The sequence below is a fragment of the Fibrobacter sp. UWH4 genome, from assembly GCF_900142475.1.
Taxonomy (GTDB): domain Bacteria; phylum Fibrobacterota; class Fibrobacteria; order Fibrobacterales; family Fibrobacteraceae; genus Fibrobacter.
Window position 1 is genome coordinate 247,067 of record NZ_FRAY01000003.1, and the last position, 24,670, is coordinate 271,736.

The 24,670-nt window shown below is 50.6% G+C and carries 20 protein-coding genes; 12 read left to right on the forward strand and 8 right to left on the reverse strand.

All coding sequences use genetic code 11. The features are described from left to right. Nucleotides 1-44: 44 nt before the first annotated feature. The 3 genes from BUA93_RS06375 to BUA93_RS06380 are packed head-to-tail and all read right to left on the reverse strand — an operon-like array spanning nucleotide 45 to nucleotide 2,443. On the reverse strand, nucleotides 45-911 hold the full coding sequence (locus BUA93_RS06375) for a carbon-nitrogen hydrolase (protein ID WP_072978330.1): 867 nt from the start codon (nucleotides 909-911) through the stop codon (nucleotides 45-47). Continuing rightward, nucleotides 850-1,005 carry a hypothetical protein gene (locus tag BUA93_RS16205; protein WP_175547382.1) on the reverse strand — a complete coding sequence of 52 codons (156 nt, stop codon included), beginning with the start codon at nucleotides 1,003-1,005 and terminating at the stop codon, nucleotides 850-852. Before BUA93_RS16205 ends, BUA93_RS06375 begins: the two co-directional genes overlap by 62 nt. A 16-nt stretch (nucleotides 1,006-1,021) precedes the next feature. Further along, the gene (locus tag BUA93_RS06380; protein WP_139257834.1) at nucleotides 1,022-2,443 is read right to left on the reverse strand and encodes a DUF2914 domain-containing protein; all 1,422 of its coding nucleotides are present in this window, start codon (nucleotides 2,441-2,443) and stop codon (nucleotides 1,022-1,024) included. A 134-nt stretch (nucleotides 2,444-2,577) separates the two neighbouring features. On the opposite strand from BUA93_RS06380, the gene BUA93_RS15895 reads away from it, so the two are divergent. The 8 genes from BUA93_RS15895 (at nucleotide 2,578) to BUA93_RS06415 (ending at nucleotide 11,405) form a co-directional block, all read left to right on the forward strand. Continuing rightward, nucleotides 2,578-2,808, forward strand: coding sequence for a hypothetical protein (locus BUA93_RS15895; protein ID WP_139257836.1), 231 nt, complete (start codon nucleotides 2,578-2,580; stop codon nucleotides 2,806-2,808). A 4-nt stretch (nucleotides 2,809-2,812) separates the two neighbouring features. After that, nucleotides 2,813-4,192, forward strand: a complete 1,380-nt coding sequence (locus BUA93_RS06385; protein WP_072978332.1) for a hypothetical protein — start codon at nucleotides 2,813-2,815, stop codon at nucleotides 4,190-4,192. A 79-nt stretch (nucleotides 4,193-4,271) separates the two neighbouring features. Beyond that, nucleotides 4,272-5,966 (forward strand): proline--tRNA ligase, encoded by a 1,695-nt coding sequence (locus BUA93_RS06390; protein ID WP_072978333.1) that lies wholly within the window; start codon nucleotides 4,272-4,274, stop codon nucleotides 5,964-5,966. 324 nt (nucleotides 5,967-6,290) lie between these two features. Continuing rightward, nucleotides 6,291-7,586: an FKBP-type peptidyl-prolyl cis-trans isomerase N-terminal domain-containing protein gene (locus BUA93_RS06395; RefSeq protein WP_072978334.1), complete on the forward strand. Its 1,296-nt coding sequence runs from the start codon at nucleotides 6,291-6,293 to the stop codon at nucleotides 7,584-7,586. Nucleotides 7,587-7,662: 76 nt separating this feature from the next. Further along, nucleotides 7,663-9,588: a tRNA uridine-5-carboxymethylaminomethyl(34) synthesis enzyme MnmG gene (gene mnmG, locus BUA93_RS06400; RefSeq protein ID WP_072978335.1), complete on the forward strand. Its 1,926-nt coding sequence runs from the start codon at nucleotides 7,663-7,665 to the stop codon at nucleotides 9,586-9,588. A gap of 131 nt (nucleotides 9,589-9,719) precedes the next feature. Further along, on the forward strand, nucleotides 9,720-10,007 hold the full coding sequence (locus tag BUA93_RS06405) for a hypothetical protein (protein ID WP_072978336.1): 288 nt from the start codon (nucleotides 9,720-9,722) through the stop codon (nucleotides 10,005-10,007). A gap of 93 nt (nucleotides 10,008-10,100) precedes the next feature. Continuing rightward, nucleotides 10,101-10,706, forward strand: a complete 606-nt coding sequence (locus BUA93_RS06410; RefSeq protein WP_072978337.1) for a penicillin-binding protein activator LpoB — start codon at nucleotides 10,101-10,103, stop codon at nucleotides 10,704-10,706. Between the two features lie 39 nt (nucleotides 10,707-10,745). Beyond that, complete coding sequence (locus BUA93_RS06415) at nucleotides 10,746-11,405, forward strand: beta/alpha barrel domain-containing protein (protein ID WP_072978338.1); 660 nt, start codon at nucleotides 10,746-10,748, stop codon at nucleotides 11,403-11,405. A 92-nt stretch (nucleotides 11,406-11,497) separates the two neighbouring features. Here the strand turns inward: BUA93_RS06415 and BUA93_RS06420 are convergent, their stop codons facing one another. Beyond that, entirely contained in the window at nucleotides 11,498-13,300 is a 1,803-nt protein-coding gene (locus BUA93_RS06420) for a glycoside hydrolase family 43 protein (RefSeq protein WP_072978339.1), read from the reverse strand. A gap of 282 nt (nucleotides 13,301-13,582) precedes the next feature. On the opposite strand from BUA93_RS06420, the gene BUA93_RS06425 reads away from it, so the two are divergent. Together BUA93_RS06425 and BUA93_RS06430 are read left to right on the forward strand one after the other, a co-directional pair. Beyond that, nucleotides 13,583-14,650 carry an HD domain-containing phosphohydrolase gene (locus BUA93_RS06425; RefSeq protein WP_072978340.1) on the forward strand — a complete coding sequence of 356 codons (1,068 nt, stop codon included), beginning with the start codon at nucleotides 13,583-13,585 and terminating at the stop codon, nucleotides 14,648-14,650. Between the two features lie 102 nt (nucleotides 14,651-14,752). Then, nucleotides 14,753-18,634, forward strand: coding sequence for a response regulator (locus tag BUA93_RS06430; protein ID WP_254793886.1), 3,882 nt, complete (start codon nucleotides 14,753-14,755; stop codon nucleotides 18,632-18,634). Here the strand turns inward: BUA93_RS06430 and BUA93_RS06435 are convergent. Continuing rightward, nucleotides 18,631-18,870, reverse strand: a complete 240-nt coding sequence (locus BUA93_RS06435) for a zinc-ribbon domain-containing protein (protein WP_072978601.1) — start codon at nucleotides 18,868-18,870, stop codon at nucleotides 18,631-18,633. The two genes, BUA93_RS06430 and BUA93_RS06435, sit on opposite strands and share 4 nt — an antisense overlap. Before the next feature lie 152 nt (nucleotides 18,871-19,022). On the opposite strand from BUA93_RS06435, the gene BUA93_RS06440 reads away from it, so the two are divergent. Together BUA93_RS06440 and BUA93_RS06445 are read left to right on the forward strand one after the other, a co-directional pair. Continuing rightward, nucleotides 19,023-20,084 carry an outer membrane beta-barrel protein gene (locus BUA93_RS06440; protein ID WP_072978342.1) on the forward strand — a complete coding sequence of 354 codons (1,062 nt, stop codon included), beginning with the start codon at nucleotides 19,023-19,025 and terminating at the stop codon, nucleotides 20,082-20,084. 3 nt (nucleotides 20,085-20,087) lie between these two features. Next, complete coding sequence (locus BUA93_RS06445) at nucleotides 20,088-21,068, forward strand: calcium/sodium antiporter (protein ID WP_072978343.1); 981 nt, start codon at nucleotides 20,088-20,090, stop codon at nucleotides 21,066-21,068. A 134-nt stretch (nucleotides 21,069-21,202) separates the two neighbouring features. On the opposite strand, the gene BUA93_RS06450 is transcribed toward BUA93_RS06445, so the two are convergent. From BUA93_RS06450 to BUA93_RS06460, 3 genes are all read right to left on the reverse strand, one after another. Next, complete coding sequence (locus tag BUA93_RS06450) at nucleotides 21,203-22,447, reverse strand: nucleoside recognition domain-containing protein (protein WP_072978344.1); 1,245 nt, start codon at nucleotides 22,445-22,447, stop codon at nucleotides 21,203-21,205. Nucleotides 22,448-22,558: 111 nt separating this feature from the next. Next, nucleotides 22,559-23,176 (reverse strand): hypothetical protein, encoded by a 618-nt coding sequence (locus BUA93_RS06455; protein WP_139257838.1) that lies wholly within the window; start codon nucleotides 23,174-23,176, stop codon nucleotides 22,559-22,561. Nucleotides 23,177-23,193: 17 nt separating this feature from the next. After that, nucleotides 23,194-24,513 (reverse strand): hypothetical protein, encoded by a 1,320-nt coding sequence (locus BUA93_RS06460; protein WP_072978346.1) that lies wholly within the window; start codon nucleotides 24,511-24,513, stop codon nucleotides 23,194-23,196. Nucleotides 24,514-24,670: the final 157 nt, after the last annotated feature.

Below are 24,670 nucleotides of genomic sequence, written 5' to 3' on the forward strand. Positions count from 1 at the left end.
GTAATCGCGTCATCCTCGACCAACGGGAGGGGATCCAAGTTGACTTAATTCGTTCCCCAGATTTTCAGGATGTCGCCATAAAGGTCTACGCGGCGATCCCTGAAGTGCGGCCACCAGCGGCGATTTTCTTCGGTTTCCTTCAGGTCGATTTCTACGATGCTTGCACCCAAGAAATCGGTGTCGCACTTGTGAATCAAGTAGCCATCAGGGGCTGCCACGAACGACGTTCCCCAGAAGGTGAGTTCGCCTTCGGTGCCGATACGGTTTGCCGAAAGTACGAAGGTGCGGTTCGCAATGGCGTGTCCGCGCATCACCGTGACCCAGCTGTCCTGCTGGCGCGGGTAGATTTCGGCAGGTTCAGACTTCATCCAGCCGATAGCGGTGGGGTAGATCAAGATGTCCGCACCCTTCAGGCTCATGATGCGGGCCGCTTCGGGGAACCACTGGTCCCAGCAAATCAGCACGCCCAGCGTACCGGCGCTCGTCTTGATGGGTTCAAAACCCGTGTCGCCCGGAATGAAGTAATACTTTTCGTAGAAAGCCGGATCGTCAGGAATGTGGCTCTTGCGGTAAAGACCGGCAATGCTTCCGTCGCGTTCAAAAACGAAGGCGCTGTTATGGTATATGCCACGGGCGCGCTTCTCGAAGAACGGGAAAACGATCACCGCGTTGATTTCTTTTGCAATATCCTGCCACTGCTTGACGATGGGGCTATCTTTTTCGATGGCCATGTCAAAAAAGTCGGCATTTTCCTCGAACGGAAAATACGGCGTATGGAACATCTCGGGGAGAACGACCAGGTCGATTCCCTTGCCCTTGAGCGCAAGCGCCTGGTCCACGTACCACTGGTTATTGGTTTGGCTGTTGCCTGTCCACTTGCCCTGCAGTGTTGCTGTCTTGATTTTGTTCATTTTGCAAATCTTTGTTGTTCAGTTTTAGAAACCAATAATCTTCGCTGTTAATGGAACTAGCGTTAAGGATAGGATCGTTTTCTAAATCGTTCATAGTTTAAATATAGAAATTAGCGGAGGGTGTCACGAACAAAACCGTCTTCAGGCGGTTCGCCAAAGACTTCGAAGGTTCCCGAACCAATGACGGCCCCGTTCTTGTACGCGACTTCGACGCGGTACTTGCCCGGGGGCGTGTTCTTTTTGCGTGTGAACGTCCTGAAGCCCGATTCGCGGCCTCCGTTTAGCGTCATGCGTCCCGAAGAAATGCGGTCCGTCAGTTTGTACTTGCTGGTTTGAGGATCCTGGTAGTACCATAGGTATTCCAGTTCGGCCTTGAGTTTTGCCGGTGCGTAAATCGAGGCGAGGAAATAAACCTCGGAAGAATCAACCTTGTGTACGCTCGGAATCTGCAACCCGATGCTCTGGAAAATATTTGGGTCATCGATGTCGCAGGTGTAGGTTGCCTTGTCAAAATTCTGGCAGGCAATTTTTTGCTTGAGCACGAGCGGAACGGGCGGAACCCAGTTCATAATGTAGGCGACCACCAGGAGAATGCTGATGAGCGCCGGGGCTACGAGAATGCTCTTTTTGCGGTGCGAAATTTTCCAAATAAACATGCACATTCCGAACGAAAGTAGCGTGCTCAGGAAAAACCAAATGAATCCGATTCGATGAACCAAGTGCGGAATGGCAAAGTTCATGAACATGGTGCCCAGCAGACAGAAAAAGGCGAGGCTCACTCCGAAACTTTCGTATTTCTTCTGCAAGAATTCGTTACCGACCAAAAGGATTGCTAACAAAATAACGAGTAGGAACGAGGCGAGGGATCCGCTGCTCTTGAAATAGCAGACTACAAGGGCGCTAAACAGGCCGCCGAAGCAGAACTGGACTGCCCAGGTGAATCGCTGCTTCCAGGTTTCGCTCCACTCGCGGTCCAAAAAGCGGTGGCGCACGACAATCGCATTTTCGGGAATGGCGGTCGATTCATAGCCGACGTTCTTGGCGAACTTGCTAGCGGCATCTTTCGCCTTGACTGCGGCATCCTTTGCTTGGGCGGATGCCTTGGCGGCGGCGTCTTTCGCTTCTTGTGCCGCTCGGTTCGCCGCTTCAATTGCCTTGGCGGGGGCCTTTTCTGCAAGGAGAGCTGCTGCCTTCTTGAATTTAGATTCGACGGCCGTTTCTGCAGGAGCGTGAGTTTTGGGTGGTGTAGTTGCTGATGACGTATTTTGCTTGGGTTTTGCCTGAGCCTCCGCCAGCGCTTGCAGGCGTTCTGTGGTCCAGCCTTCGGGGTGTTCCAGCTGCGCCGAAAGCAAGATTACCAGAATAAGCGCACCGGTGTAATAGGCGAGTAGGATAAGAATGTCGGACCCATAGACCATTTGCCCGAGCGTTATGGAATCCCATGCAAAACCGCCCAAAAAGGCTATCGCGGGAAAGAATTTCTCAATTTTTTTGACAGCGGGCTTTTCCCGCAACTTGTTCACGAACTCCATGGCAAAAAAATACAAAAATGGGAGGCTTTTAATCCGAATACAAAGATAAAGAAATGTTTATTTGCTCAATTTTTTTGAATAAGGATGAAATTGTCATAAATTAATTAAATTTAAGGTGTTAAAAAATAAGATGGGTGAAAAATGAAATTTGTGCCAATTTTTTTTATGTTTCAAAGAATATGTTTATAGAAGGACCTTTTGGTGGAACTATATTTGCCCCTCTATCTAAACTTATTTTAGGACAAAATACTAAAGTATTATATGGACTTTTTTTTGCCAAAGATATTACTGTTCATCAATATACTCAAATATATCGTGTAGACTTTGATCCTATTGTAAAAAAAACGTATGTGTTAGGTAGGTAGAACGATGAAAAAAATAATCCAATTTGTAATCTTCCTTGTTGCCTTTTTACAGGCGGAAACATTTACCTTCTATCTATTCGTTCCTGAATATAAGGAATGGATTGAGGCTCCTCCTGCAATCAAAAATTTGGAAAATGGTGATACTGTTTCCATGTCTGCTGATGAATATGTTGGATGGTATCATTATTCATGGGATAAAAATGAAGTTCCCGATTCGATTCTAATTTATTCGCGTAGGGATTCCTCTTATCTTGATCCAATAAGTTTAGACGGCTATTGTTCTAAAACAGCAAGTCCTCTAATGATGAAATTGTTGAGTGATGCAATAAATCAGGATACAATTTTTTTCGTTGCGGATTCATCTTCGCGTGAAATAGTGAATGGTGAGGATGTTTTTTCTTATTTTGATATTCGTAAGGAATTGCATTATGCTCAAAAAGATTCTTTTGATTACTATGTAAAAACTTTATATATCCTTGTTCCTGATTATAAAGAATGGATTGACGAAATACCTGTTGCGATAGATGCTTATGATTTTTCTAGAGCATGGGAAATGCAGCCTGATGAAAGGTATGACGGATGGTTCTTTCATTCATGGAAATATTGCTCGGAAACTCCAGATTCAATTTATTTAGTAAAAAAAATGGATAATGAGAGAAAATCTCTTGTGGGGATAAACGGATATGCATACGGCGAAACGGAGCTTGTTGCGTTGAATCTTGAAATGGGAAGGGAAATTTATTTCTATCCTGATTTAAATTACGATTGCGAAATCCCTGGTAAAGATTGTTTTTGTGAAAAAGAAGGTGAATGTTTCTGTAATATTCAGGAACGTTCAACATGGCAATATTATGATGTTCGTTCAGAATGTCAGCTGAGGTATGATTGTTTAAAAGATGATTTTGAACCGACCTATTATGATAATGTGAATAAATTAGCTTTTATGTATACGGTTTCTTCCGTGGAAGGAACTCTGATTCAGGCTGAAAAGAAAATGACCTCGGATGCAAATGATGTTGTTTATTTCGATAAACAAAGTATTCATGTTAATACAAAACAGCTTGTAGATGGCTCTTATATCGTTGAATTTTGGCCGATAGCGAATGGAAGTGCAAGAAAACGAATTCTTCGATTCTCTGTAAAAAATGGAGTCGCATCAAAAGGTCCGTCTTTTGTGAAACGGCCGTATATTGGTATTCAGACATTTGGTTCTTCAATACAGATTTCAAGTTCCATATCTCAACCGTATGTTATATTCTCCTCTATGGGGCAAACAATAACTCGTGGTTCTGTTAAGGGTACGATAAATGTAAAGATGCCTTCAGCGGGGATTTATCTTGTAAAAGTGGGAGCAGAAATGCTTCGGATAAAGGTCTTTGAATAGTTTTGCAGGCCTCGATTCTTGTCGAGCGTCTTCGTTTTAGCTAAATTTACGCCGTAAAAAATTTTAAAAGGCAAAAACCATGAAACTCTCCAAGTACTTTTACGTGACGCTCCGCGAAACGCCGAGCGACGCCACCATGCCGAGCCACATCTTTTTGATGCGCGGCGGCTACATCAAGCCTGTTTCTACCGGTATCTACTCCATGATGCCGATAGGTTTCCGCGTGATCCAGAAGATCGTGAACATCATCCGCGAAGAAATGAACAAGATTGGCGGTATCGAAGTGGACTTGCCGGTGGTACAGACTGCTGAACTCTGGAGCGAATCGGGCCGTTACCAGGCCATTGGGGAAGAACTGCTCCGCTTCAAGGACCGCAACAACCACAACATGGTGCTCGCCATGACGCACGAAGAAGCCATGACCGACCTCGTGCGCTACGTGCTCAACAGCTACAAGCAGCTGCCGGTGATGCTCTACCAGTTCAAGACCAAGTACCGCGACGAAGCCCGTGCCCGCGGCGGCCTGATCCGCGTTCGCGAATTCCTGATGAAGGACGCCTACAGCTTCCACACCAGCCAGGAAGACCTGGACCGTCACTACCAGGAAGAATACGACGCCTACCTGCGCATCTACCGTCGCGTGGGCATTGAACCGGTGGTGGTGCAGAGCGATACGGGTATCATGGGCGGTAAGGTCGCTCACGAATTCATGCTCGACACTCCGAACGGCGAAGATTACTTGATTCTCTGCAAGAAGTGCGGCTACCAGGCGAACCGCGAAATTGCGAAGTTCCAGCGTGTGCCGTTCAAGGGCGACGAAAATGCAGCCCTCGAAAAGGTCGCCACGCCGAACAGCGAAAGCATCGAAGAAATTACCAAGTTCCTGAACGTGCCTGCCGAATCGACTGCCAAGTGCGTGTTCTTCGACTTCGAAGGCAAGCTCATCACGGTTGTTGTCCCGGGCAACCTCGACGTTTCCGAAATCAAGCTTCACAACTTGCTGAAGGCCAAGGAACTTTACCCGGCCGAAGACAGCCTCATCAAGGCATGCGGCATGGTTCCGGGCTTTGCTTCCCCGATCAATTCTCACGATACGCGCGTCATCGTGGACGAAGCGATTGCCGATTCCTTCGACCTCGTGACCGGCGCCAACGAAGAAGGCTTCCACTTCAAGCATTGCAACCCGAAGCGCGACTTCCCGAAGTTCGAAGTGGCCGACATTGCCGAAGCTTCCGAAGTCTGCAAGTGCCCTTGCTGCGGTGAACTCCTCACGGAAACTCGCGGTATCGAAATGGGCAACATCTTCAAGCTCGGCACCAAGTTCTCCGAATCCATGGGCGCAAAGTTCCTCACCGCCGAAAAGACCACCGCTCCGGCCATCATGGGCTGCTACGGCATCGGCGTGGGCCGTTTGATGGCTTCCGTCGTGGAAAACAGCCACGATGACTTCGGACCGATTTGGCCCAAGTCCATCGCTCCGTTCCAGGTGGAAATCGTCCCCATCGGCAAGGATGCCGAACTCGTTGAACTCGCCGAAAAATTCGAAAAGGAACTCGAAGCCGCCGGCATTGACGTGCTCGTGGACGACCGCGACGAACGTCCGGGCGTGAAGTTCAAGGACGCTGACCTCTGGGGTTCTCCGGTGCGTATCGCCATCGGCAAGAAGGGACTTGCGAACGGTGAAGTCGAATGGAAGTTCCGCAACGAAAAGGAATTCTCCATGGTCAAGGTGGAAGACGTCGTCGCGAAGGCGAAGGAATATTTCGCTGAGTAATGACAAGGGAGGGGTTCTCCCTCCCTAAAACTCTCCCTGCGCTCGAAACTAGTTTCTTCGCGGGCACCTTCGGTGCAAAAAAAATTATTTTATAATGAAGATAAATCCTATAGCGAATGCTATAGGATATTTTATTAGAAAAAAAGCGTCGGCCAGGGAAGGGGAGGGTGCAGGGAGGGGACCGGGCGGCCTTCGCAACTCCGAGCTGGGTCCCCTCCCGCAAAAATAAAGCTTTTTATTTATAACCTCTGTTTTTTTGAAACTTTTTTAAAAAGTCATTTTTCTATATTATTCTCCGAAAAAAATTTCTCTAAGGAGATTCTTATGGACATGAAGAAGATTGCTCTTGGTTCTGCAGCGTTGGCTGCTTTTGGTCTTATGGGTTGCGACCAGATGGGTGGCGACAAGGCCGAATCCAAGGCTCCGGCCGCAATTACTGCAAATTCTACCGACGACCAGAAGTTTGCCTATATGCTAGGTGCTCAGTTCGGTGGCCAGAATTTTACGATTATTCCGCGCCAGATGGGCGAAGAACTCTATGAAGATGCCCTGCTGCAGGCGATTCACGACAATGTAAAGGCGAATAAGGATACGAACTTCAAGGTTCAGATGACTCCGGATTCGCTGCAGGCCGTGAGCCAGCGTTACACGGTAATCGCCCGTACCCGCAACGAGATGCTTCGCCCCGATAGCGCCCTGTTGGCCGAAGGCAACCAGGAAAAGATCAGGGCTTATGTGGATTCTGTTTCGAAGACTCTGCCTGTCGCAAAGGCTCCTGCTTCTACGGGTGCTGCAGTGACGGTTGCTGGTGATTCTCCGGACAATACCAAGTTCTCTTACCTGCTTGGTCTCCAGTTTGCAAACCAGCTTATTGCAATCGGTAACCAGTTCCAGACTGAATTTGATGTCGACTATTTCATTCTGGGTGTCAAGGAATCTGTAGCCAAGGTTGCTGACTCGACGGTTGCTCTTTCTCTCCCGCAGGATTCTCTGACTGCGGTCGGCCAGCGTTACCAGCAGAAAATCCAGGAACTGCGTCAGGCTGCTTTCAAAAAACAGCAGGAAGAAGAAGCCAAACTGAAGGAAGAAATTGCTCCGCTCCGTGGCGATACCCTTGCTAACGGCATGCCGCAGAAGTTTAACCTGAAGGTGAAGGCTACCAAGATTTCCGTCGACAAGGCGATTGCATCTGGACTCGAAAATCTCGAACCGTTCGCGAACAAGCCGCTTCTCGTGTTCTATTTCTCCGCCACTTGCGGACATTGCGCTCACGCTGCACCTGAAATCCTTGCGATTGCCAAGGAATTGGCTCCGAAGGGCCTCACGACGCTCGCTGTGGCCAGCGGTGGAAACCAGAAGGTCGGTATCCGCAAGTTCATGGACAACGCCAAGTGGGACGAAACTGTTAACGTGGTCTGGGACGAATCCCGCCAGTTCGGCGAACTCTATAGCGACGGCTATGTTCCGAAGGTCTACGCCGTAAATCCGGATGGCACTTACAAGATGTATGCCGCCTTCGAAAGCCAGAAGGAAGAACTCAAGCAGGACCTTGCTGGAATCCTTTCCGGCAAGAATGTTGAATGGAAGCCCGAAGCTCCGAAGACTGAAGAAAAGAAATAGTTCAGATTTCGGAATTCAGAATTCAGAGTTGGAGGAAAAATTCCGAAATCCGAATTCAGAATTCTGAATTTATCTTATGTCTCTAATCGCAGAATTCGATGTAGTCGTTGTCGGCGGTGGTCATGCCGGTATCGAGGCGACCCACGCCGCTTGGAAATTGGGCGTAAAGACCGCCATGCTCACGATGGATATTAATGCCATCGGTCGTATGAGCTGTAACCCGGCCGTAGGCGGGGTGGCGAAGGGGCAGATTGTCCGAGACATTGATGCGCTCGGTGGCCTGATGGGATTACTCACCGACAAGGCGGGCATCCAATTCCGCATGCTCAATATGAGCAAGGGGCCGGCCGTGTGGGGTCCGCGAGCCCAATGCGACATGAAGTACTACAGCGAGGTGGCACGCGAAGTCATTACAAGCCTTCCGGGGCTTTCGGTGATTCAGGGGGAACTCGCTGCTTTTTCGCGAATGGCTGACGGTCGCTTGGAACTTTCGCTCCTGAATGGCGAACGCTACATCACGCGCTCGCTCGTGATTACGAGTGGGACCTTCCTTGCTTCCAAGATGTTTACCGGGCTTGAAACCAGCATCGGTGGGCGAGTGGGTGAGCCGAGTGCCGATAAACTTTCAGAATGCCTTGCACGCGAAGGGATTGCGCTCCGTCGCCTGAAGACGGGGACTCCCAGCCGCTTGGACCCTGATTCCATCGACTTTAATGAGTGCGATATTCAGCGTGGCGACGATACTCCGTGGCCCATGAGCGATCGTCACTTGGCAAACACGGTGCCAGGCCGCGATGCGGATTATTTCTGGGGCGACCCGACGAATAAATTTGTTCGAAACGATTGCGTGTGCTGGATTACCCGCACGAACCTGAAAACTCACGATATTCTGCGCAGTGGCTTTAAGGATAGCCCGATGTTTAGCGGACGCATTCATGGAAAGGGCCCGCGCTACTGTCCGAGTATCGAAGACAAGATTAATCGTTTTGGCGATCGTGACGGTCATCAGCTTTTCTTGGAACCGGAACAGGCCGATATCGGTCGAGTCTACATCAACGGTTTCAGTTCTAGCTTGCCGGCGGATATTCAGCTTGCGGCTATTCATACGATTCCGGGATTGACCCGCGCCCGTGTGTTGCAGATTGGCTATGCTGTGGAATATGACTCGGTGGATGCCACGCAGCTTTTCCCGACGTTTGAATGCAAGAAGGTTCCGGGGCTCTATTTTGCGGGTCAGGTCTGCGGTACGAGCGGCTATGAAGAAGCTGCCGGTCAGGGGCTTTTGGCGGGTATCAACGCCGCCCTGAAGGTCAAGGGCGAAGAACCTTTGATTCTTGGTCGCTCGGATAGCTACTTGGGCGTCATGGCGGACGATCTGGTAAACATTCTGCTGGATGAACCTTATCGCATGTTCACGAGTCGCGCCGAATACAGACTGTTCCTCCGTAGCGATAATGCCGAAGCTCGCCTCAAGGAACGCGCCCATAAGATTGGCATGATTTCGGATGATGATTATGCGGACTTCAAGCGTCGTCAGAATCTGATTGAAATTGCCCGCACCCGTATGGCCGAGGAATCGGCGGCGCCCGACCAGGCGAATCCGATTCTTGAAGCGGGTGGCCAGGCGCTTTCGACGGAACGCACCCGTTGGATCAACGTGTTGCGTCGTCCGGGAATCGATCCGGAACAACTTTTCAAGGCTGCCGTGCCCGACTTGAATCTTTCTCGCCGCGACCAGTGGTTCATGTACGCCGAAGAAATCTACGCAGGATTCTTCGACCGGCAGGCCCGCGAAATCGACGACCAGAAGAAGATGGAATCCGTGCGCCTGCCCGAAAACTTCGACTACATGCAGGTGACCGCCGTCAGTATCGAAAGTCGCCAGCGCCTCAATGCTCACAAGCCCTTGACACTCGGCCAGGCTAGCCGTATTCCCGGTGTCCGCCCGGCTGACATTACGGTTCTCGCGCATTGGCTAGAAAACAAGAAACTGAACGGCTAGGGGTTCCGCAGGTGGCGGTCACCCCCGTTTTTTGACTCGAAAAAGCATAATTTTTAATTGCTTTTTTGAGAAAACATCAAAAAATTACTATCTTTGCGCCGTCAATTAACAATATTTCCAAGAGATCTATTATGTCAGAAGAAACTGAAGTCAAATCCACAGAAGAAATCAAGCCTCAGGAAACAAAATCCCAAGAAAAGAAGGCCCCGGCCAAGAAGAAGCGCCCCCTGAACGCCAAGCGTAAGGGTGCTCCCGCTCCCAAGAAACCGGCTGTCTTTAGCGATTCCCTGGAAGAACGTTTCCCCGCCCTCGCCGCCAAGCTCAAGAAGCAGATTGAAGACGGTATCAAGCAGAAGATCAAGGAAGCCCAGAACGACCCGAAGGTCAAGGCCGCCTCTAAGAAATTCGCTGAGAAGTAATTCGATTTTTCTTTGACAATTTAAAATGCCGCTGGTCATTCGATCGGCGGTATTTTTTATATATTTATTTAAAAATTTACAAGGAGATTTCTAATGCGTAAGTTGTTTACGATTCTCGCTCTCGGTTGTGCTCTCGGTATGGTTGCCTGCGGTGGTGGCGGCAAGACCGTGACCCGTATCGATGAAAAATCTACGACGGATTTGTCGGGTAAGTGGAACGATACCGACTCTCGCCTGGTTGCAGAAGAAATGATTACGAGCTGCTTGCACAGCGCCAAGATCGAACGCGTGATTGGCGAAATGGGCCGCACTCCGACCATCGTCATTGGCAAAATCCGCAACAAGAGCCACGAACACATCAGTGTCGAAACCTTCGTTAAGGACATGGAACGTACCCTCCTGAATTCCGAGGCGGTTGACTTCGTGGCAAATTCCGCCGAACGCGCCGAACTTCGTAACGAGGTGGCCGACCAGCAGGGGAACGCAACCGAAGAAACTGCCAAGGATCTTCATCAGGAAACGGGTGCCGACTGGATGCTGACCGGTACCATTAACACCATCGTGGACCAGGAAGGCGGCAAGTCCGTTATTTTCTACCAGGTGGACCTGGAACTCACCGACCTGCAGAGCCACAAGAAACTCTGGATGGGTGACAAGAAGATCAAGAAGTTCGTCTCTCAGGATTCTGTGAAGCTTTAGTCGATTTCCCGCAGGGCATTCCCTTGCGGGGCTTTTTTTATGCGTCTTTGGATTACGACCGCACCTGACGATTTTTCTGCTGAGTTCGACGATATCGAGCAGATGTTTTCTCGTGGGCTTTCGCGCCTTATTTTGCAGAAGCGGAGCCGTACCGGTGCCCCTTATGCGACCGAAAGCGAATATGAACGCTGGCTTATGGCTCTCCCGATGGAATGCCGTGACCGCATCTGGGTGCGTGGGACTCCCGACCTGGCGGAACACCTGGATGTGCGCGGGTGCGTCGCCGAGGCGACTTCGCTTTTGGGAGATGTTCCCGAAAGCTGGAAGCGTGTGAATTGTATCGCTTTTTGCCGCAAGCTTGAACAGCTTGAAATGCTTCCCGAGTGGGTAGCAGGGGCTTTGGTGGGGCCCGTGTTCCAGCCGCAGTCCGTCTACGAACCGGTCGAAACGCTCGGTGCCGGATTGGTTGCGGATAAATTAATCGCACGTGATTCAAATCGCGATTCGTCCAATTCGGAGCAAGGTGTATCTGCTCCTAAGGTTCCGCAGGTTATCGCTTTCGGTGGCGTTGACCATGAAACTCTCGATGAAATAAAAAAACTCCCCGTGCAGGGCGTCTCTGTTTTGGGCGGAATCTGGAATTATGCCGATCCGGTAAATGCGTTTATAAAGCTAAATAGGACTGTCGCAGGAATGTAATGTGAGTGGTTAGTAAATAGGGCCGCTTCGCCGCGACTATAAGTCCTAACCACTAATCACCAACCACTGTCTACTCATCCCACATCCTTGATCTACCGCTCTATATAAACAGTGTTTCTCGGCTTGGCCTTGAGCCTGTTGCCGAGCAAATCAAAGTAAACCGGGTTACGGTTTAGGCGAGCGGGTTTACTGAAATCGCGGTATTTCTTGGCAATGCTGACAGTCGTGTCCGGCTCCACGTACGGCTTGTCCGGATCGTCGACGACCATCTTGATGCGCGCCGTGCTCTTGCAGCCGGTTTCGTTGGTGTAAGTCACGGTATAGTAACCGCTGAAGTTGCCGTCTACGTTCTTGAGAGTGTTTTCGCGAGTCGTCGACTTGAATCCGTTCGGGCCTTCCCAGCTCCAGAGCTTGCCGTCCCACGGGTGCGGGCCGAACTGCACCGTAGCGCCCTTCGCGACCTTCAGATCGAGTGTCTCGTTCCAGCCTCCTTCATCGATTTTCACGTAGGGGATAATCTTCGTGCCGCTGCAGGGGCCAACGACCTTCTTGCCGTCGCACACGCCGATGGAATCTGGAATGTCAATCACTCGCGGTTCAAAGTCCGGAGTGGGGAAGGCTTTCATGAGTTTTGCAGTCTCTTCGGCGGTAACCGGGAGGATTGTCCCGTGGCGGGGTGTGAATGCGCCGCTCGTCTTGGTATCCTGCACGAACTTGAAGTTTTCGAGGTCGGAACTGCTTGTGAACTGGTAATGCCCGTTCATGTAGCAGTCGTACATGAGCACCCAGGTGTTCTGGTTGATGAGCTTGAAGACTCCTGCACCTTCTACGGCCTCGGTCGTCTGTTGCAGGGCCTTGCTCGGTTTGCTCCACTGCGAACCGCTGGCGGCTCCACTTTTCGGCATGAGAGAACTTGCGGTCACCTTGCAGATGCCGCCGTCGCCTTCGTTCTTGTAGAAGGCGTGGTAGAACTTGTCGACCGGGTTGTAGACGATGTCCATGTCGATGGTCGATTTGCCGCGGTCAAAGAAATGCTGCGGTTCGCCTTCTAAGTCGGTAAAGTCCTTGTTCGAGTAGGCATAGAACACCTTGTCGTAGGGGATGGTGCCATCGTTGGTCAACAGCGAAAAATATACTAGCGGGCGGCCCTTGGTGCCGTCGCCGTTGTCGTAGGTGTCGTCCCAGAAGGTTTCGGGGGCCCAGACACGGGTCACGTTCGCGAAGTTCTTGCCCTTGTACTTGTCCGGGAAATGTACCGTGCTGTGTTCCCAGTTGATGAGGTCGCGGGAGCGCATGAGCACCATGCCGCGGTTGCTTGCCCAGCCCTCGGCGCTCTTCATGTCGGTATTTACCATGTAGAACCAGCCGTCGGGAGCGCGCAGCACGTGCGGGTCGCGGAGTCCCTTCTTGATGCTCACGGTATCAGCGGCCACCACGCGCTTGCCGTTGTTCATGGCGGTAAAGCTGTAACCGTCGTTACTCAGCGCGTAGTAGATATTTTCGTTGTCGTTTGACGGAAAATAGGCGAAAAGGTAGTTGGAGTAGGGTTCATACCCGTGGATGGAAACCTTGAATAGTTTTTTCTCGGTTTGCTGCGATGTGTCGACATTCTTGATGCTGGCGGTCAGGGAAACTACCTTGTTTTCGCCCACGAAGCGTCCGTTGATGCGTCCGTCATGTCCGAGGAAGAGGGTGTCCGAACTTTCCCAGGTGATAGGGTATTTGCGGTCGGTACGGGGGGTGGAGTCGGGAAGGACGAGGTCTTCATAGAGGTCATTTATCGCATTGCCCAGTTTGACGCTGTCGTATGCGGCCCAGAACGGCGAAATTTCGACGATGTCTTGGGAAAAGGCGATTCCCGCCCCTATAATCGCAAGTGCAAATGAACGTTTCATATTTTCATTCTCCTATAACCTCAGTAATTTCGACTCAAGTCCTCATTACTAATCGCTGCCTACATCAAATATAACTACTCCGTTTCGTTCCGTTTTGCCCTGAAAAATACGATTGTTGATAATTTTTCCACGGTCCAGGTGTATTTTATGTCACATGAATTTCGAAAAAAACATATAATAAAGTTGCAAAATGCCATTTTTGAGAAAAAAAAGGCATATTATTCCAAGTTGGAATAATATAAATTGGACAAATTTCAAATTTTAATGATATATTAGGAGTGTATGGATCGATCCCGCGCGAAAATTTTAGTTATTGACGATACGAAAACAAACATCGAAGTGCTCGAAGGCATTTTATCCAACGATTACGATGTTTTTGTTGCCCTGGATGGTAAAAAAGGGCTGTTGCTTGCCGAAAAGGTCAAGCCTGATCTTATATTGCTCGATGTGATGATGCCCGAAATGGACGGCTACGAGACTCTTCACCAGATGAAGGAGAAGGGGCTCGTCGACAATACTCCGGTCCTGTTCCTGACCGCCAAGGCGGATTCCAAGAGTGAACAGCAGGGGTTGGACCTTGGGGCGGTCGACTACATTACCAAGCCGTTCCATCCGAACCTGGTACAGCTCCGTATCAAAAACCAGCTTGAATTCAAGCACCAGCGTGACCATCTGCAGGAACTTGTTGAAGAAAAGACGGTGGACCTGCGCAAGACTCTCAAGGTGATGCTCACGAGTCTCGGTGCACTTGCCGAATACCGTGATCCTGAAACCGGGGCGCACATTAAGCGTACCCAGGTGCTGGTGCAGATGCTTGCCGAAAAACTGCGCAATCACCCGCGTTTTAAGGATGCCATCCCCAATAACGAATATATAGACTACTATGCAACGGCGGCCCCCTTGCACGACATTGGCAAGGTGGGCATTCCCGACGAAATTCTGCGCAAGCCAGCCCGCCTGAACGAAGAGGAATGGGCCGTGATGAGTACGCATGCGCAGATGGGCTACGATGTGCTTGTCAATGCGACGCATGAACTCAAGGACCACCCGCTGGTGCGAATTTCTGCAGAAATTATCTTGAATCACCATGAGCGTTTTGACGGTGACGGATACCCGAACGGTCTCAAGGGTGACGCTATCCCTGTCGGTGCGCGCCTGATGTCGGTTGCCGATGTCTACGACGCCCTTGTTTCCAGGAGGCCCTACAAGGAAGCTTTCCCGCACGAAGTTGCCGTCAAGGAAATCCAGGAAGGAAGGGGTACCCAGTTTGATCCGGACGTGGTCGATGCCTTTATGGAACTGGAATCGCAGCTTCCTGCCATTTACGACCGGTTCAAAGAAGAATCCTAGTGAGGTTTTGATTTGACCCACAATCCCATCAATGCGCAGCGTCGTCGCCTTCGAAACCGTATTTCAATGGTTTATGTGTTGCCGACTTTTATAGCGGCGATTGTGTTGGTCTTTATATTTTCTTATGCGGTTCGTTCCATGCTGGTGGATTCGGCGGTCGCCAATACCGAGACGGCGCTCCACGAACGCGTTCAGACCGAAGTCGAGGCTTTTCTCAAGAATCGCGAAGATAAGTTCCTCTCGTTTTCAAAGCGTTTTCAGCAGATAACGAAGGACAATGCGCTTCGGCCCATGCTTTACAAGCAGACGCAGCAGGGGGGTGAAGGGATTGTCGATGTCTATTACGGAAGCAAGGACGGCGATTTCATTTCGGGTCGCGGACTGAAACTTGAGAGTGGGAAGACGGAATTCCGCACGACGGGCTGGTACCTGGAAGCATCGCGTAAACGCGGACTTGCCTACACGGGGCCGATTCTCCGCAAAGATGTGAACAAGCAGGTGCTTTCGCTTTCGTATCCGATTTGGGATAAGAATCACAAGTTCAAGGGAGCCGTCGCCGAAGATATCAATCTTCACAAGGTGCGTCTTTCGATGGGCGGGCTTGCCAAGGAAGAAGGCGGCGTCACGATGCTGGTGGGGAGCGAAAACGACAACCTCCTGACCTATTTCCCGTACGAGATCAATCGTGGAAAGGTCCTGCAGGATAGCGTCGAAAATTTGCTTCAGCTGGTTTCGGACAAGTTCAATTCCGATACGCTGATGGATGGGCGCATCTTGCGATTCGAAAAGACGAATGAACATCGCCAGCAGCTCATTTTCATGGTGACTCCTTTGAGCCAGTTGCCGTTCTATATTGTCCACGTGAGTCAGCACAACAGGATTGCCGCGAATATCGACAACCACGCATCGACGGTATTCGGCGTGGTCGCCATCGCCGTGTTCCTGATGATGGGACTTGCTGCCCTTCTTTCCCATATTCTTTTCCGTCGTTATATCCAGCGCGATCTGAACGACAGCGTGAATTCCAGTACCTTGTTCGATACACTTTTGTGGAAAGGCGACAATTTTACGATTATCCTTACGAACGAGAATTTTGACATTCTTCATGCGAGTGCTTATGTGGTTGATTTCCTGAACGTCGGCGAGGACATGAAGGACGAAAGCTTGTTCAAGTTCTTCAAGTCGGAAACCTTTGAAAAGTTTGCGCGCAGAGTTGCCATGGGCGGCCAGATGCTTGCCAGTGAACGCAAGACGATTGAGCAAGTCCAGAATTCTGACGGGGAAGTGGCATGGTGGGGCATGTCGTTCCAGGTGCTTGTCGAAGATAACGGTGCGACAAGATTCCTGATCATGGTGACCGACGAAACGAGCGGAATCCAGAAAGATACCATCTTGGATACGATCATGCTTTCGGGCGACCATTCGATTCTGATCATCTTTGACAAGAATATGCATGTCAAGTACATGTCGAGGCAACTTGCTGAATTCTTGAACAAGGAATGGCGTTCGTTTATCGGTCTTTCGATTATGGATCTTCCCGAAATGGGACTGCCTAAATCGATTATCTCTTCGATGATTGATTCGTTCAAGAAGGACGAAGTCTGGAAGGATTCCTTTATGCTGAAGCCCGAGGACGGTTCCTCGGAAACTTGGTTCCGTGGTGAAGGCTGCACCTTGAAGACGCAGGAAACCGTTGTCGGCTACATGCTTTCGATGATCGATATCTCGGAGGTGGTGGCGGCTCGCGAAATTGCCGAGCAGGCGACCCAGGCGAAAAGCGAGTTCCTTGCGAATATGAGTCATGAAATTCGTACGCCGATGAATGCCATTATCGGCATGGCGCACCTGATTTCGGAAACGAACCTGGACAATCACCAGCGCGGTTTTGTGGATCGCATTAGTCATGCGGCAAAATCCTTGCTCGGCATCATCAACAATATTCTAGACTTCTCGAAGATTGAGGCGAAAAAGCAGGATCTGGAAATTACGCAACTTGTGTTACAGGATGTCATCGGCGAGGTGGCGGCGCTTGCGGAAGTTCGTATTGCAGGTCGCCCGATTGAACTGATTGTGGATGTAGATCCGGATATTCCAGAAATCTTGATGGGTGACCCGCTCCGTCTTTCGCAGATTTTCACGAACCTGATCAACAATGCGACCAAGTTTACCGAAAAGGGCGACATTACTTTGAGTGTAAAGCTCTTGCAGCAGGTGAACAATACGGTCAAGCTGTATTTCTGCGTCAAAGATACGGGAATTGGCATGACTCCCGAGCAGCTGGGGCGCCTGTTCAACGCCTTTACGCAGGCGGACGGTTCTACAACGCGCAAGTATGGCGGCACGGGACTTGGACTCGTGATTTCGAAGTCGCTGGTGGAACTGATGGGCGGTCAGCTGCAGGTGTCGAGTGTTTCGGGAGAAGGTTCTCAATTCTTCTTTACGATTTCTCTGCCCGTGGCATCGCAGGCCGGCGAACCGAAATGGAAAAGTGAAGACCGGTTACGCAACAAGAATATCTTGCTGATCGATGACTGTGCGAACTTGAGGACGGTTCTTCGCCATTACCTGACGCGTCTGCAATGCGTTGTCGAGGAAGCCTGTTCCGTTGACGAGGCTCTGGAGCTGATCCAGGCTCATGAAGAGGCCAACGAGGATCCGTACGATCTGTTCCTGGTGGATTACAGTATGCCTCTCTTGAACGGTTTTGACTTTGTGTATGGCCTGAGCGATTCGATGAAGTCGATTCCCAAGATTTTGATGCATCCGATCCATTTTGACGAAAGTGAACTTTCGACGGCCGAAGGACTCGGGTTCAATGCGTTTGTCTCTAAGCCGCTGCAGTTGAGTTCCATGTTGAGCGCCATGCAGGAAGCTTTCGGTTATCCGCTCACGTACCAGAAGGCGGCCAAGAAAGAAAAGGGTAAAATCTACTTCAAGGAAGCTAAGATTCTTCTGGTCGAAGATAACCAGATGAACCAGGAATTGGCGGTGTCCCTGTTGAACAGCGTCGGCCTTACCACGATGATCGCGAACAACGGTAAAGAAGCCTTGGAAATGCTCAAGAAGGATGCGTTCAACCTGGTGCTGATGGATATCCAGATGCCCATTATGGACGGCCTTACGGCGACCCGCGAAATCCGTGCCCGCGAAGATGAATACTTCAAGCAGGTGCCGATCCTCGCCATGAGTGCCCGAGCTTTCAAGAAGGATACGGAAGAATGCCTTGAAGCGGGTATGAATGCGCATATCGTAAAGCCGATTGACCCGACGATTCTTTACGAGGAACTGGCGAAGTTCCTGCAGGTTGCCGCAGAAACGCAGGGCGCCGCGAAGGACGATCAAGTCGATATCTCGCAGGATGACAAGGACTTTATTTCGCATTTCCAGAAGGTCAAGAATTTTGATGCGGAGTCGGGGCTTTACCATGTCAACAACAACCGCAATATGTTCCTCAAGATTTTGCAGGGCTTCGTCCGCGATTATGGTGGAAATTCGTTCAATCTGCGTTCCCTGATAGAACAGTTCCATTACGAAGAGGCGACCCGTATCGTGCATACGATTAAGGGACTTTGTGGAACTATCGGCGCAGGCCATGTCCAGAACCTTGCGGCAACGCTCGAAGCGGACTTGGAACAGAAACAGTGCAATTTTAGCGATTACAATGTTTTCGAAGAAAACCTGCGTGAACTTGTCGACGAACTGAATATCGTTCTGACGGATATCGTGACGGAACAGAACGAACCTGTCCAGAAAGTGGATGATCCCGAAGCAGAAAAGAAGTTGCGTGAAGCGGTTGTCGCCTTGAAGGATGCGGTGGATACCTGTTCTTCGACCCAGTGCAAACGAATCTTGGACGGTATAGACGGGATTGCCTTTGAAAAGAGTCAAGAAGTTCTTCTGCGCAAGCTGAAGGAACTGCTTGAAGATTACGATTTCAGCGAGGCCGCCGAAATCCTGGATTCCCTGGAAAAGACTCTCGGTTAGTGTAGCACCATTGCTGCGATAAATGCCAGGGTGACGATGATTGCCGCTACGATGGCAAGCGGGTTCGCTTTTTTCTTGGAACCGAATTCATTATCGACTATTTCTTCGTAGTCCGGTGTCTCGAGATCGGTAAATTCCGAACCTTCGCTCCAGCCGGTTTCCTTGTCGCTTCCGCAGTGCGGGCAAAAGGTGGCGTTTTCCTTGAGTGGGGAATGGCAGTGGGGGCAATAGTTCATAAAAGTCAAAGTAGAAAAAGTCTTTTGAGTTTTCTGTCCGCTTTTTGGGTTTTCCATCCGCTTTTTGGGGCTTCTGGTCATTTTTTTGAGGCTCTAATTTGCTTTTTTAAGGTAAAAAATGCTATAATACTGATGTATAAGTGGAGGATTCTATGAATCGTACAATTAAAGGTCTTCTCGCTATAGTCGCCATGACGGCGATGTCCTTTGCGCAGGCTCCGGTTGATTCCGCTACGGCACCTGTTGCTGAACCTGCTGCTCCCGCGGCAGAAACTGTCGCAGAACAGGCGGCCCCAGCAGCTCCTGCCGCTGTTGAAGCTGCTCCCGAAGAAGCTGCTCCCGTGGCAGTCCGTGGCGCCGATGCCGCTGAAGCTGCTCCCGCCAGCTCAAGTTCCGACGTCGCTGCACCCGTTCCTGCGGAACCGGTGCAGGAACCAGCCGTTGTCGTGGCCCCGAAGGCTGTTCGCGGTGCCGACAAGGATCCTCAGGCGGTTGAACGTTTCCGCGATGCAAAGAATGTGGTTTATTACGAAACGGTCTACACTCGTGAAGATGGCGTGCCCGTCCGTACGGTTTACGTTGCCGAACGTGAAGGCAAGGATACCGTGACCATGGACAACCTGATGGGTCTCAAGCCGATGAAGTTCAAGATCGGTGCGCACGCCTCTGTCGGCGCCTACCAGATATCCGGCAATGATTGGGATAGCGACCGCTATACCGGTATGAACTGGAAAGCGGGTCTCATGGCCTTGATTCCCCTGAGTGAATATACGATGGGCCTTAAGATTGGTGCTATGTACGAACAGACCAAGGCGAGTGAGTCCTACTACATTAACCAAGTCCCGACAAATTTCGAATTTAGGCAGAAGATGATCGATATTCCGGTTCTGTTCACCTTCAAGGCTCCGTCTTCCAGTCTTTACTTTGATCTCGGTGTCGAAATGAGTATTCCTCTTTATGACAAGCTGAAGATCTCTTATACAGATCGCAATGACAACCATGTCTCTAGTCGCGTAGACCTGATGGATGACTACCGTAATGCGATGGATTGGGCGTTCGTTTTCGGTTTCTCGATTATGGCCAATCAGTATATCTCGCTTGATATTGCCGCTAATCTCGGTATGTCCGATCTTTACGATGGTCACTTTAAGTACACGAACTTGAATTTGGATGCCTCCTCCTTCAACGTAGGTATCACTCTCTATCCGTTCTAGTCTATGATACTTGCTATTGTTGCTGTAATTGTTGGCTTGGCCGTTCTCGTCTGGAGTGCGGACAAATTTGTGGATGGTGCCGTAGGTGTTGCTGAATTCTGCGGCATGTCCACGCTCCTTATTGGTATGGTTATTGTTGGTTTCGGAACCTCTGCTCCGGAGCTTACGGTGTCTGCGATTTCTGCGGCGCAGGGAAATCCTGAGCTTGCGCTTGGAAACGCTTATGGAAGCAACATTGCAAACATTGCGCTGATTTTGGGGGCGACCGCACTGATTTCTCCAATCTTGATGCAGCGTTCCGTGCTTCGCGGGGATTTGCCGATTCTGCTCGCGGTTTCAGTTCTTTCGATTATCCTCGTTTGGGATGGAAGCGTCGCTCGTTGGAACGGCATTCTGTTGCTTGCTGTTTTTGCAGCCGCAATGGCTTACAGCATTCATCGCGAACTGAAAAAAGCCAAGTTGGAAAAATCCGAAAGCCTGTCGGGGAAAGCTGATTCTGCCGAACCGAAAAAGGTGTCTCTCGGAAAATCTGTCTTTTGGTTAGTTCTTGGTCTTGTGTTGCTTGTCGTGAGTTCTCGCGCCCTTGTCTGGGGTGCTGTTGAAATAGCCCGTACGCTTGGCGTGAGCGACCTTCTGATTGGCTTGACGATTGTTGCCGTTGGAACATCTCTTCCGGAATTGGCTAGCTCTATTGCCGCTGCTCGTAAAGGCGAAAACGACATTGCTCTGGGCAACATCATCGGTTCGAACTTGTTCAATACGCTTGCGGTGGTTGGCATTGCGGCGATTGTTTCGCCGATGGATGCAATTGAAAAGGCTGTCACTTATCGCGACATGCCCTTGATGATTGCTTTGACCGTTGCCTTGATTGTGCTTGGCTTTAGGCGTAAAGGCGATGGCCGCTTGAACCGTATTGCCGGCGCCATTCTTTTAGCCGTCTATGTCGGTTACCTAGCTCTGCTTATCGTGCAAGCAACAAAATAATTGTGAATAAAAAAAAGTCATCCTGAACTAGATGTTTCGCTCAGGGTGACTTATGATTCTATTAGAAATAATTCTGAAATCCGAATTCCGAAATCTGAAATCTGAAATCCGAATTCTGAATTCCGAAATCTGAATTAGTTAGGCGGGAAGAACAGGTAGGCGATTGCGATTGCTGCAATCACGCCGGCTGCATCTGCGATCAAGGCGCATGTAACGGCGTGGCGAGTCTTCTTTACTCCTACGGAACCGAAGTACACCGCGATAATGTAGAAGGTCGTATCGGCGGCTCCCTGGAACATGCAGCTCAGGCGACCTGCAAAGCTGTCTGGACCGAGAGTCTTCATGGCGTCGATCATCATGCCGCGGGCACCGCTACCGCTCAAGGGTTTCATGATGGCAGTGGGGAGGGCTGGCACGATATCGTTGCCCACTCCGCAGAGTCCAAGAATCCAGGAAACGCCGTTCAGCAACAAGTCCATGGCACCGCTTGCACGGAAAACGGCGACACCCACGAGGATGGCGACCAGGTTCGGAATGATCATCACGGCGGTATGGAAGCCATCTTTCGCTCCTTCGACAAAGGCTTCGTAGGCCTGCACCTTCTTGTATACGGCGAGTCCGAGGAAGGCTACGATGATGCCGAACAGGGCGATGCCGCTAATCAAGAGACTGGTCGTGCCGATGGCTTCTGCCGTCAGGTGGCTGAAGTAGACCATGATAGAAATAACGCAAGCCGAAAGTCCGCCGAGCCAGGCGACCGTTACTGGGTCCTTGAGCTTGACCTTCTGGAAAAAGCTGAGTGCGACTATGCCGGCGATAGTGCTGAAGAACGTAGAAAGCAGGAGCGGAAGGAAGACGTCGCTCGGATTGGAGGCGCCCATCTGCGCGCGGTAGGTCATGATGCTTACTGGAATCAGCGTAAGGCCGCTTGCGTTCAGCACCAGGAACATAATTTGCGAATTGCTCGCGACGGTCTTGTCTTCGTTCGGATTGATTTCCTGTAGTTGCTTCATGGCCTGGAGGCCCATCGGGGTGGCGGCGTTGTCGAGACCGAGCATGTTGGCGCTGATGTTCATGAGCATGGTTCCGATAACCGGGTGGTTCTTCGGTATTTCAGGGAACAGGCGGCTAAACAGCGGCGAGACGATTTTGGCGAGAATCTGGACTGCGCCTGCCTTTTCGCCGATTTTCATAATGCCGAGCCAAAGCGAAAGGATGCCGGTAAGCCTTAAGGCAATTTCGAATGCCGTTTTCGACATGTCGAATGCACCGAGGATTGCCTTGTTGAAAATGCCGGAATCGCCGAAGGCGATCCATTGAATCATGCAGGCGACAAATGCGCCAAAGAAAAATACGAGCCAAATGATATTTAAGACCATAGCATAAAAATAGCAATAATGAAACAATATGGAAAGCGATGTGCCCCAATAAAAAGCGGACCTGTTGGATTAACCAACGGTCCGCTCTTGTTTATTTAGATGTTGCGATTTTTAGTACTCGAATCCGCAAGCGGACATTGCATCACTCTCGCTGATTTTGGTACAGCTGCTAGATGTGCAGGAATACACTTCGCCATCGTTGCAAGCATAGATGCCCGAACAAGCTTCAACGTATGTGTCACAGACGCTTTCGATGGATCCTGAATTGGATATAGGGGCTATATCCCAGTCGTCGTCATCGTCGGAGCTCCAGTCGTCGGAGTCCCAGCTTGAGTCGCTGTCATAATCGTCATCGCTATCGTAGTCGTCGTCGCTGATGTTTTCGTCATCATCGTCGTCTGCGAAATCGCTACAAGAAATCTCGTCGTCGTAAACGGAAATGTCTCCGTAAATAGACGAGGTACATTGCTTTTTTGCGCCAGACGGACAAGCGGAAACGATCATGTAAGTAAACTTGTCTTCAGCTTCGCCGTTGTTCTTGCACAGGTTTTTAGGCACACTACCGCAAATGACAGGCTCTTCATCATTGGAGGCCAAGCAGTAAGATGTCGTGTTTGCATCTGGACTGGTTTCGTCACCCGTAAGTACAGCATCGGTCGATCCCTTGCCAGAGCAAGCGACCAAGGCCAGCATACCTGCTGCGAGTGCGTACTTTGTTACTTTGTACATAAATCACCTCTGGGAGATTAGAACGTGAGGAACACGCCGAGGTTGCCGACAAGGCCGCTCCAGGACTGGCTACCCAGGTCGTCTGCAATGGAAGCTTCGACGATCAGGTTGTTGTACTGGAAACGGATACCGCCGTTTGCCACGGTGCCGTTAGTACGCATAGTGATAATGGAAGTTTCGTCGGTGTTCTTGCCCTGTTCGATGGTGGTTGCGCTGCGGCTAAACACGTTCCAGAGGTAGGTTGCACCGGCAAAAACAATCCAGTTTTCGTTGATGGCCATTTCGCCCAAGATGTTCGGGCTGGTGTAGAGGCTGATGGAATTACGATTGTTGGTCTCGGTGTTTTCGCCTGCGCCATTTTCGATTTCATCATAGAGACGGATGGGGGCGAAGGTGTTCAAGCCAAGGAAGACGTTAGCAGAAGCTGTCTGGAAGACCGGAGTACCCAGGTTGAAGAACGGCTGGAACTGGATGTAGGCGTCTTCGCCGGTGACTTCGCGGCTCTGGTTACCCTGGGAATCCTTCTGCCAGTCGGTGTGGCGGAAGAAGTTCACGCCGACGGACCATGCGAGACCCTTGGCGGAAGGACTGTTAGAAAGGGCGAGGTCTGCACCGAGAGTCCAGTAGTCTTCGTCGTGGTCAACCTTTGCGCCGTTGGCGTCGGTTTCGGTATCGGTTTCAGTCTGGTAGGTGAGCCAGTAGAGGCGAGCCGTGAGGTCCAAACCGCCGAGGAGCGCACCAATACGAAGGGCGACAATGTCACCAGCGTTCGTGGTAGAAGCATCTCTGGTGCTCTTGGTATTTGCAGTTTCCTGTTCGCGGGATTCCCATCTCTTGTCGAGGGCAACGTCAACAGCCACGCCGAAGCTCTTCATGGCGAGACCTGCGGTGAGCATTCCGAGGCCGTTGCTGTTGTCAAAGGCGAGCAGGTAAGTCATGGAACCACTGCCGAGGGCCAATGCGCCATACTGGTCAGACGGTTCGACGTAAATCAACTTGCGGCCGTTCATCTTGTAAATGGCGTTCATGTCGCTACCGATGGTGGAGGCGGCAGCTTCGTTGCCAACCATGTTGTAGGCATTGCCATGGAGAACGTTCAGGCCCTGTGCCGGAGCTGCAGCGGGCTGTTCAACAGGAGCCGGTTCCTGGAAAACGGGCATCGGCTGCGGGGCAACTTGAGGAGCGGCAGCAACGGGAGCCGGTTCCGGTTCAGATTCTTCCTGAACGGCTTCAGTGGAAGCTTCGGTGGTGGTGGATTCTTCGTACTCGTCGTAGTCCTGTGCGACAGCAGCAGAAACAGCGACAGCGGTAGCGAGGGTAAGCAACTTAATGTTCATTATGGATTCTCCATGAGAGAGGTGTTTAAATTGAACCGAAATATAAAAAAAGTAACAAGTTTGATGGGAAATAAAAGCAAAAATTTTAAGAAAAAAATAAATAAAACGCATACGCAAAGCGTATGCGCAAGACAAACTCAATTTGCCGAAGCCCGGG

Coding starts and splice junctions, on each gene's coding strand:
- BUA93_RS06375 (WP_072978330.1), bottom strand. CDS start 911: ATGAACAAAATCAAGACAGCAACACTGCAGGGCAAGTGGACAGGCAAC.
- BUA93_RS16205 (WP_175547382.1), bottom strand. CDS start 1,005: ATGAACGATTTAGAAAACGATCCTATCCTTAACGCTAGTTCCATTAAC.
- BUA93_RS06380 (WP_139257834.1), bottom strand. CDS start 2,443: ATGGAGTTCGTGAACAAGTTGCGGGAAAAGCCCGCTGTCAAAAAAATT.
- BUA93_RS06385 (WP_072978332.1), top strand. CDS start 2,813: ATGAAAAAAATAATCCAATTTGTAATCTTCCTTGTTGCCTTTTTACAG.
- BUA93_RS06390 (WP_072978333.1), top strand. CDS start 4,272: ATGAAACTCTCCAAGTACTTTTACGTGACGCTCCGCGAAACGCCGAGC.
- BUA93_RS06395 (WP_072978334.1), top strand. CDS start 6,291: ATGGACATGAAGAAGATTGCTCTTGGTTCTGCAGCGTTGGCTGCTTTT.
- mnmG (WP_072978335.1), top strand. CDS start 7,663: ATGTCTCTAATCGCAGAATTCGATGTAGTCGTTGTCGGCGGTGGTCAT.
- BUA93_RS06405 (WP_072978336.1), top strand. CDS start 9,720: ATGTCAGAAGAAACTGAAGTCAAATCCACAGAAGAAATCAAGCCTCAG.
- BUA93_RS06410 (WP_072978337.1), top strand. CDS start 10,101: ATGCGTAAGTTGTTTACGATTCTCGCTCTCGGTTGTGCTCTCGGTATG.
- BUA93_RS06415 (WP_072978338.1), top strand. CDS start 10,746: ATGCGTCTTTGGATTACGACCGCACCTGACGATTTTTCTGCTGAGTTC.
- BUA93_RS06420 (WP_072978339.1), bottom strand. CDS start 13,300: ATGAAACGTTCATTTGCACTTGCGATTATAGGGGCGGGAATCGCCTTT.
- BUA93_RS06425 (WP_072978340.1), top strand. CDS start 13,583: ATGGATCGATCCCGCGCGAAAATTTTAGTTATTGACGATACGAAAACA.
- BUA93_RS06435 (WP_072978601.1), bottom strand. CDS start 18,870: ATGAACTATTGCCCCCACTGCCATTCCCCACTCAAGGAAAACGCCACC.
- BUA93_RS06440 (WP_072978342.1), top strand. CDS start 19,023: ATGAATCGTACAATTAAAGGTCTTCTCGCTATAGTCGCCATGACGGCG.
- BUA93_RS06445 (WP_072978343.1), top strand. CDS start 20,088: ATGATACTTGCTATTGTTGCTGTAATTGTTGGCTTGGCCGTTCTCGTC.
- BUA93_RS06450 (WP_072978344.1), bottom strand. CDS start 22,447: ATGGTCTTAAATATCATTTGGCTCGTATTTTTCTTTGGCGCATTTGTC.
- BUA93_RS06455 (WP_139257838.1), bottom strand. CDS start 23,176: ATGTACAAAGTAACAAAGTACGCACTCGCAGCAGGTATGCTGGCCTTG.
- BUA93_RS06460 (WP_072978346.1), bottom strand. CDS start 24,513: ATGAACATTAAGTTGCTTACCCTCGCTACCGCTGTCGCTGTTTCTGCT.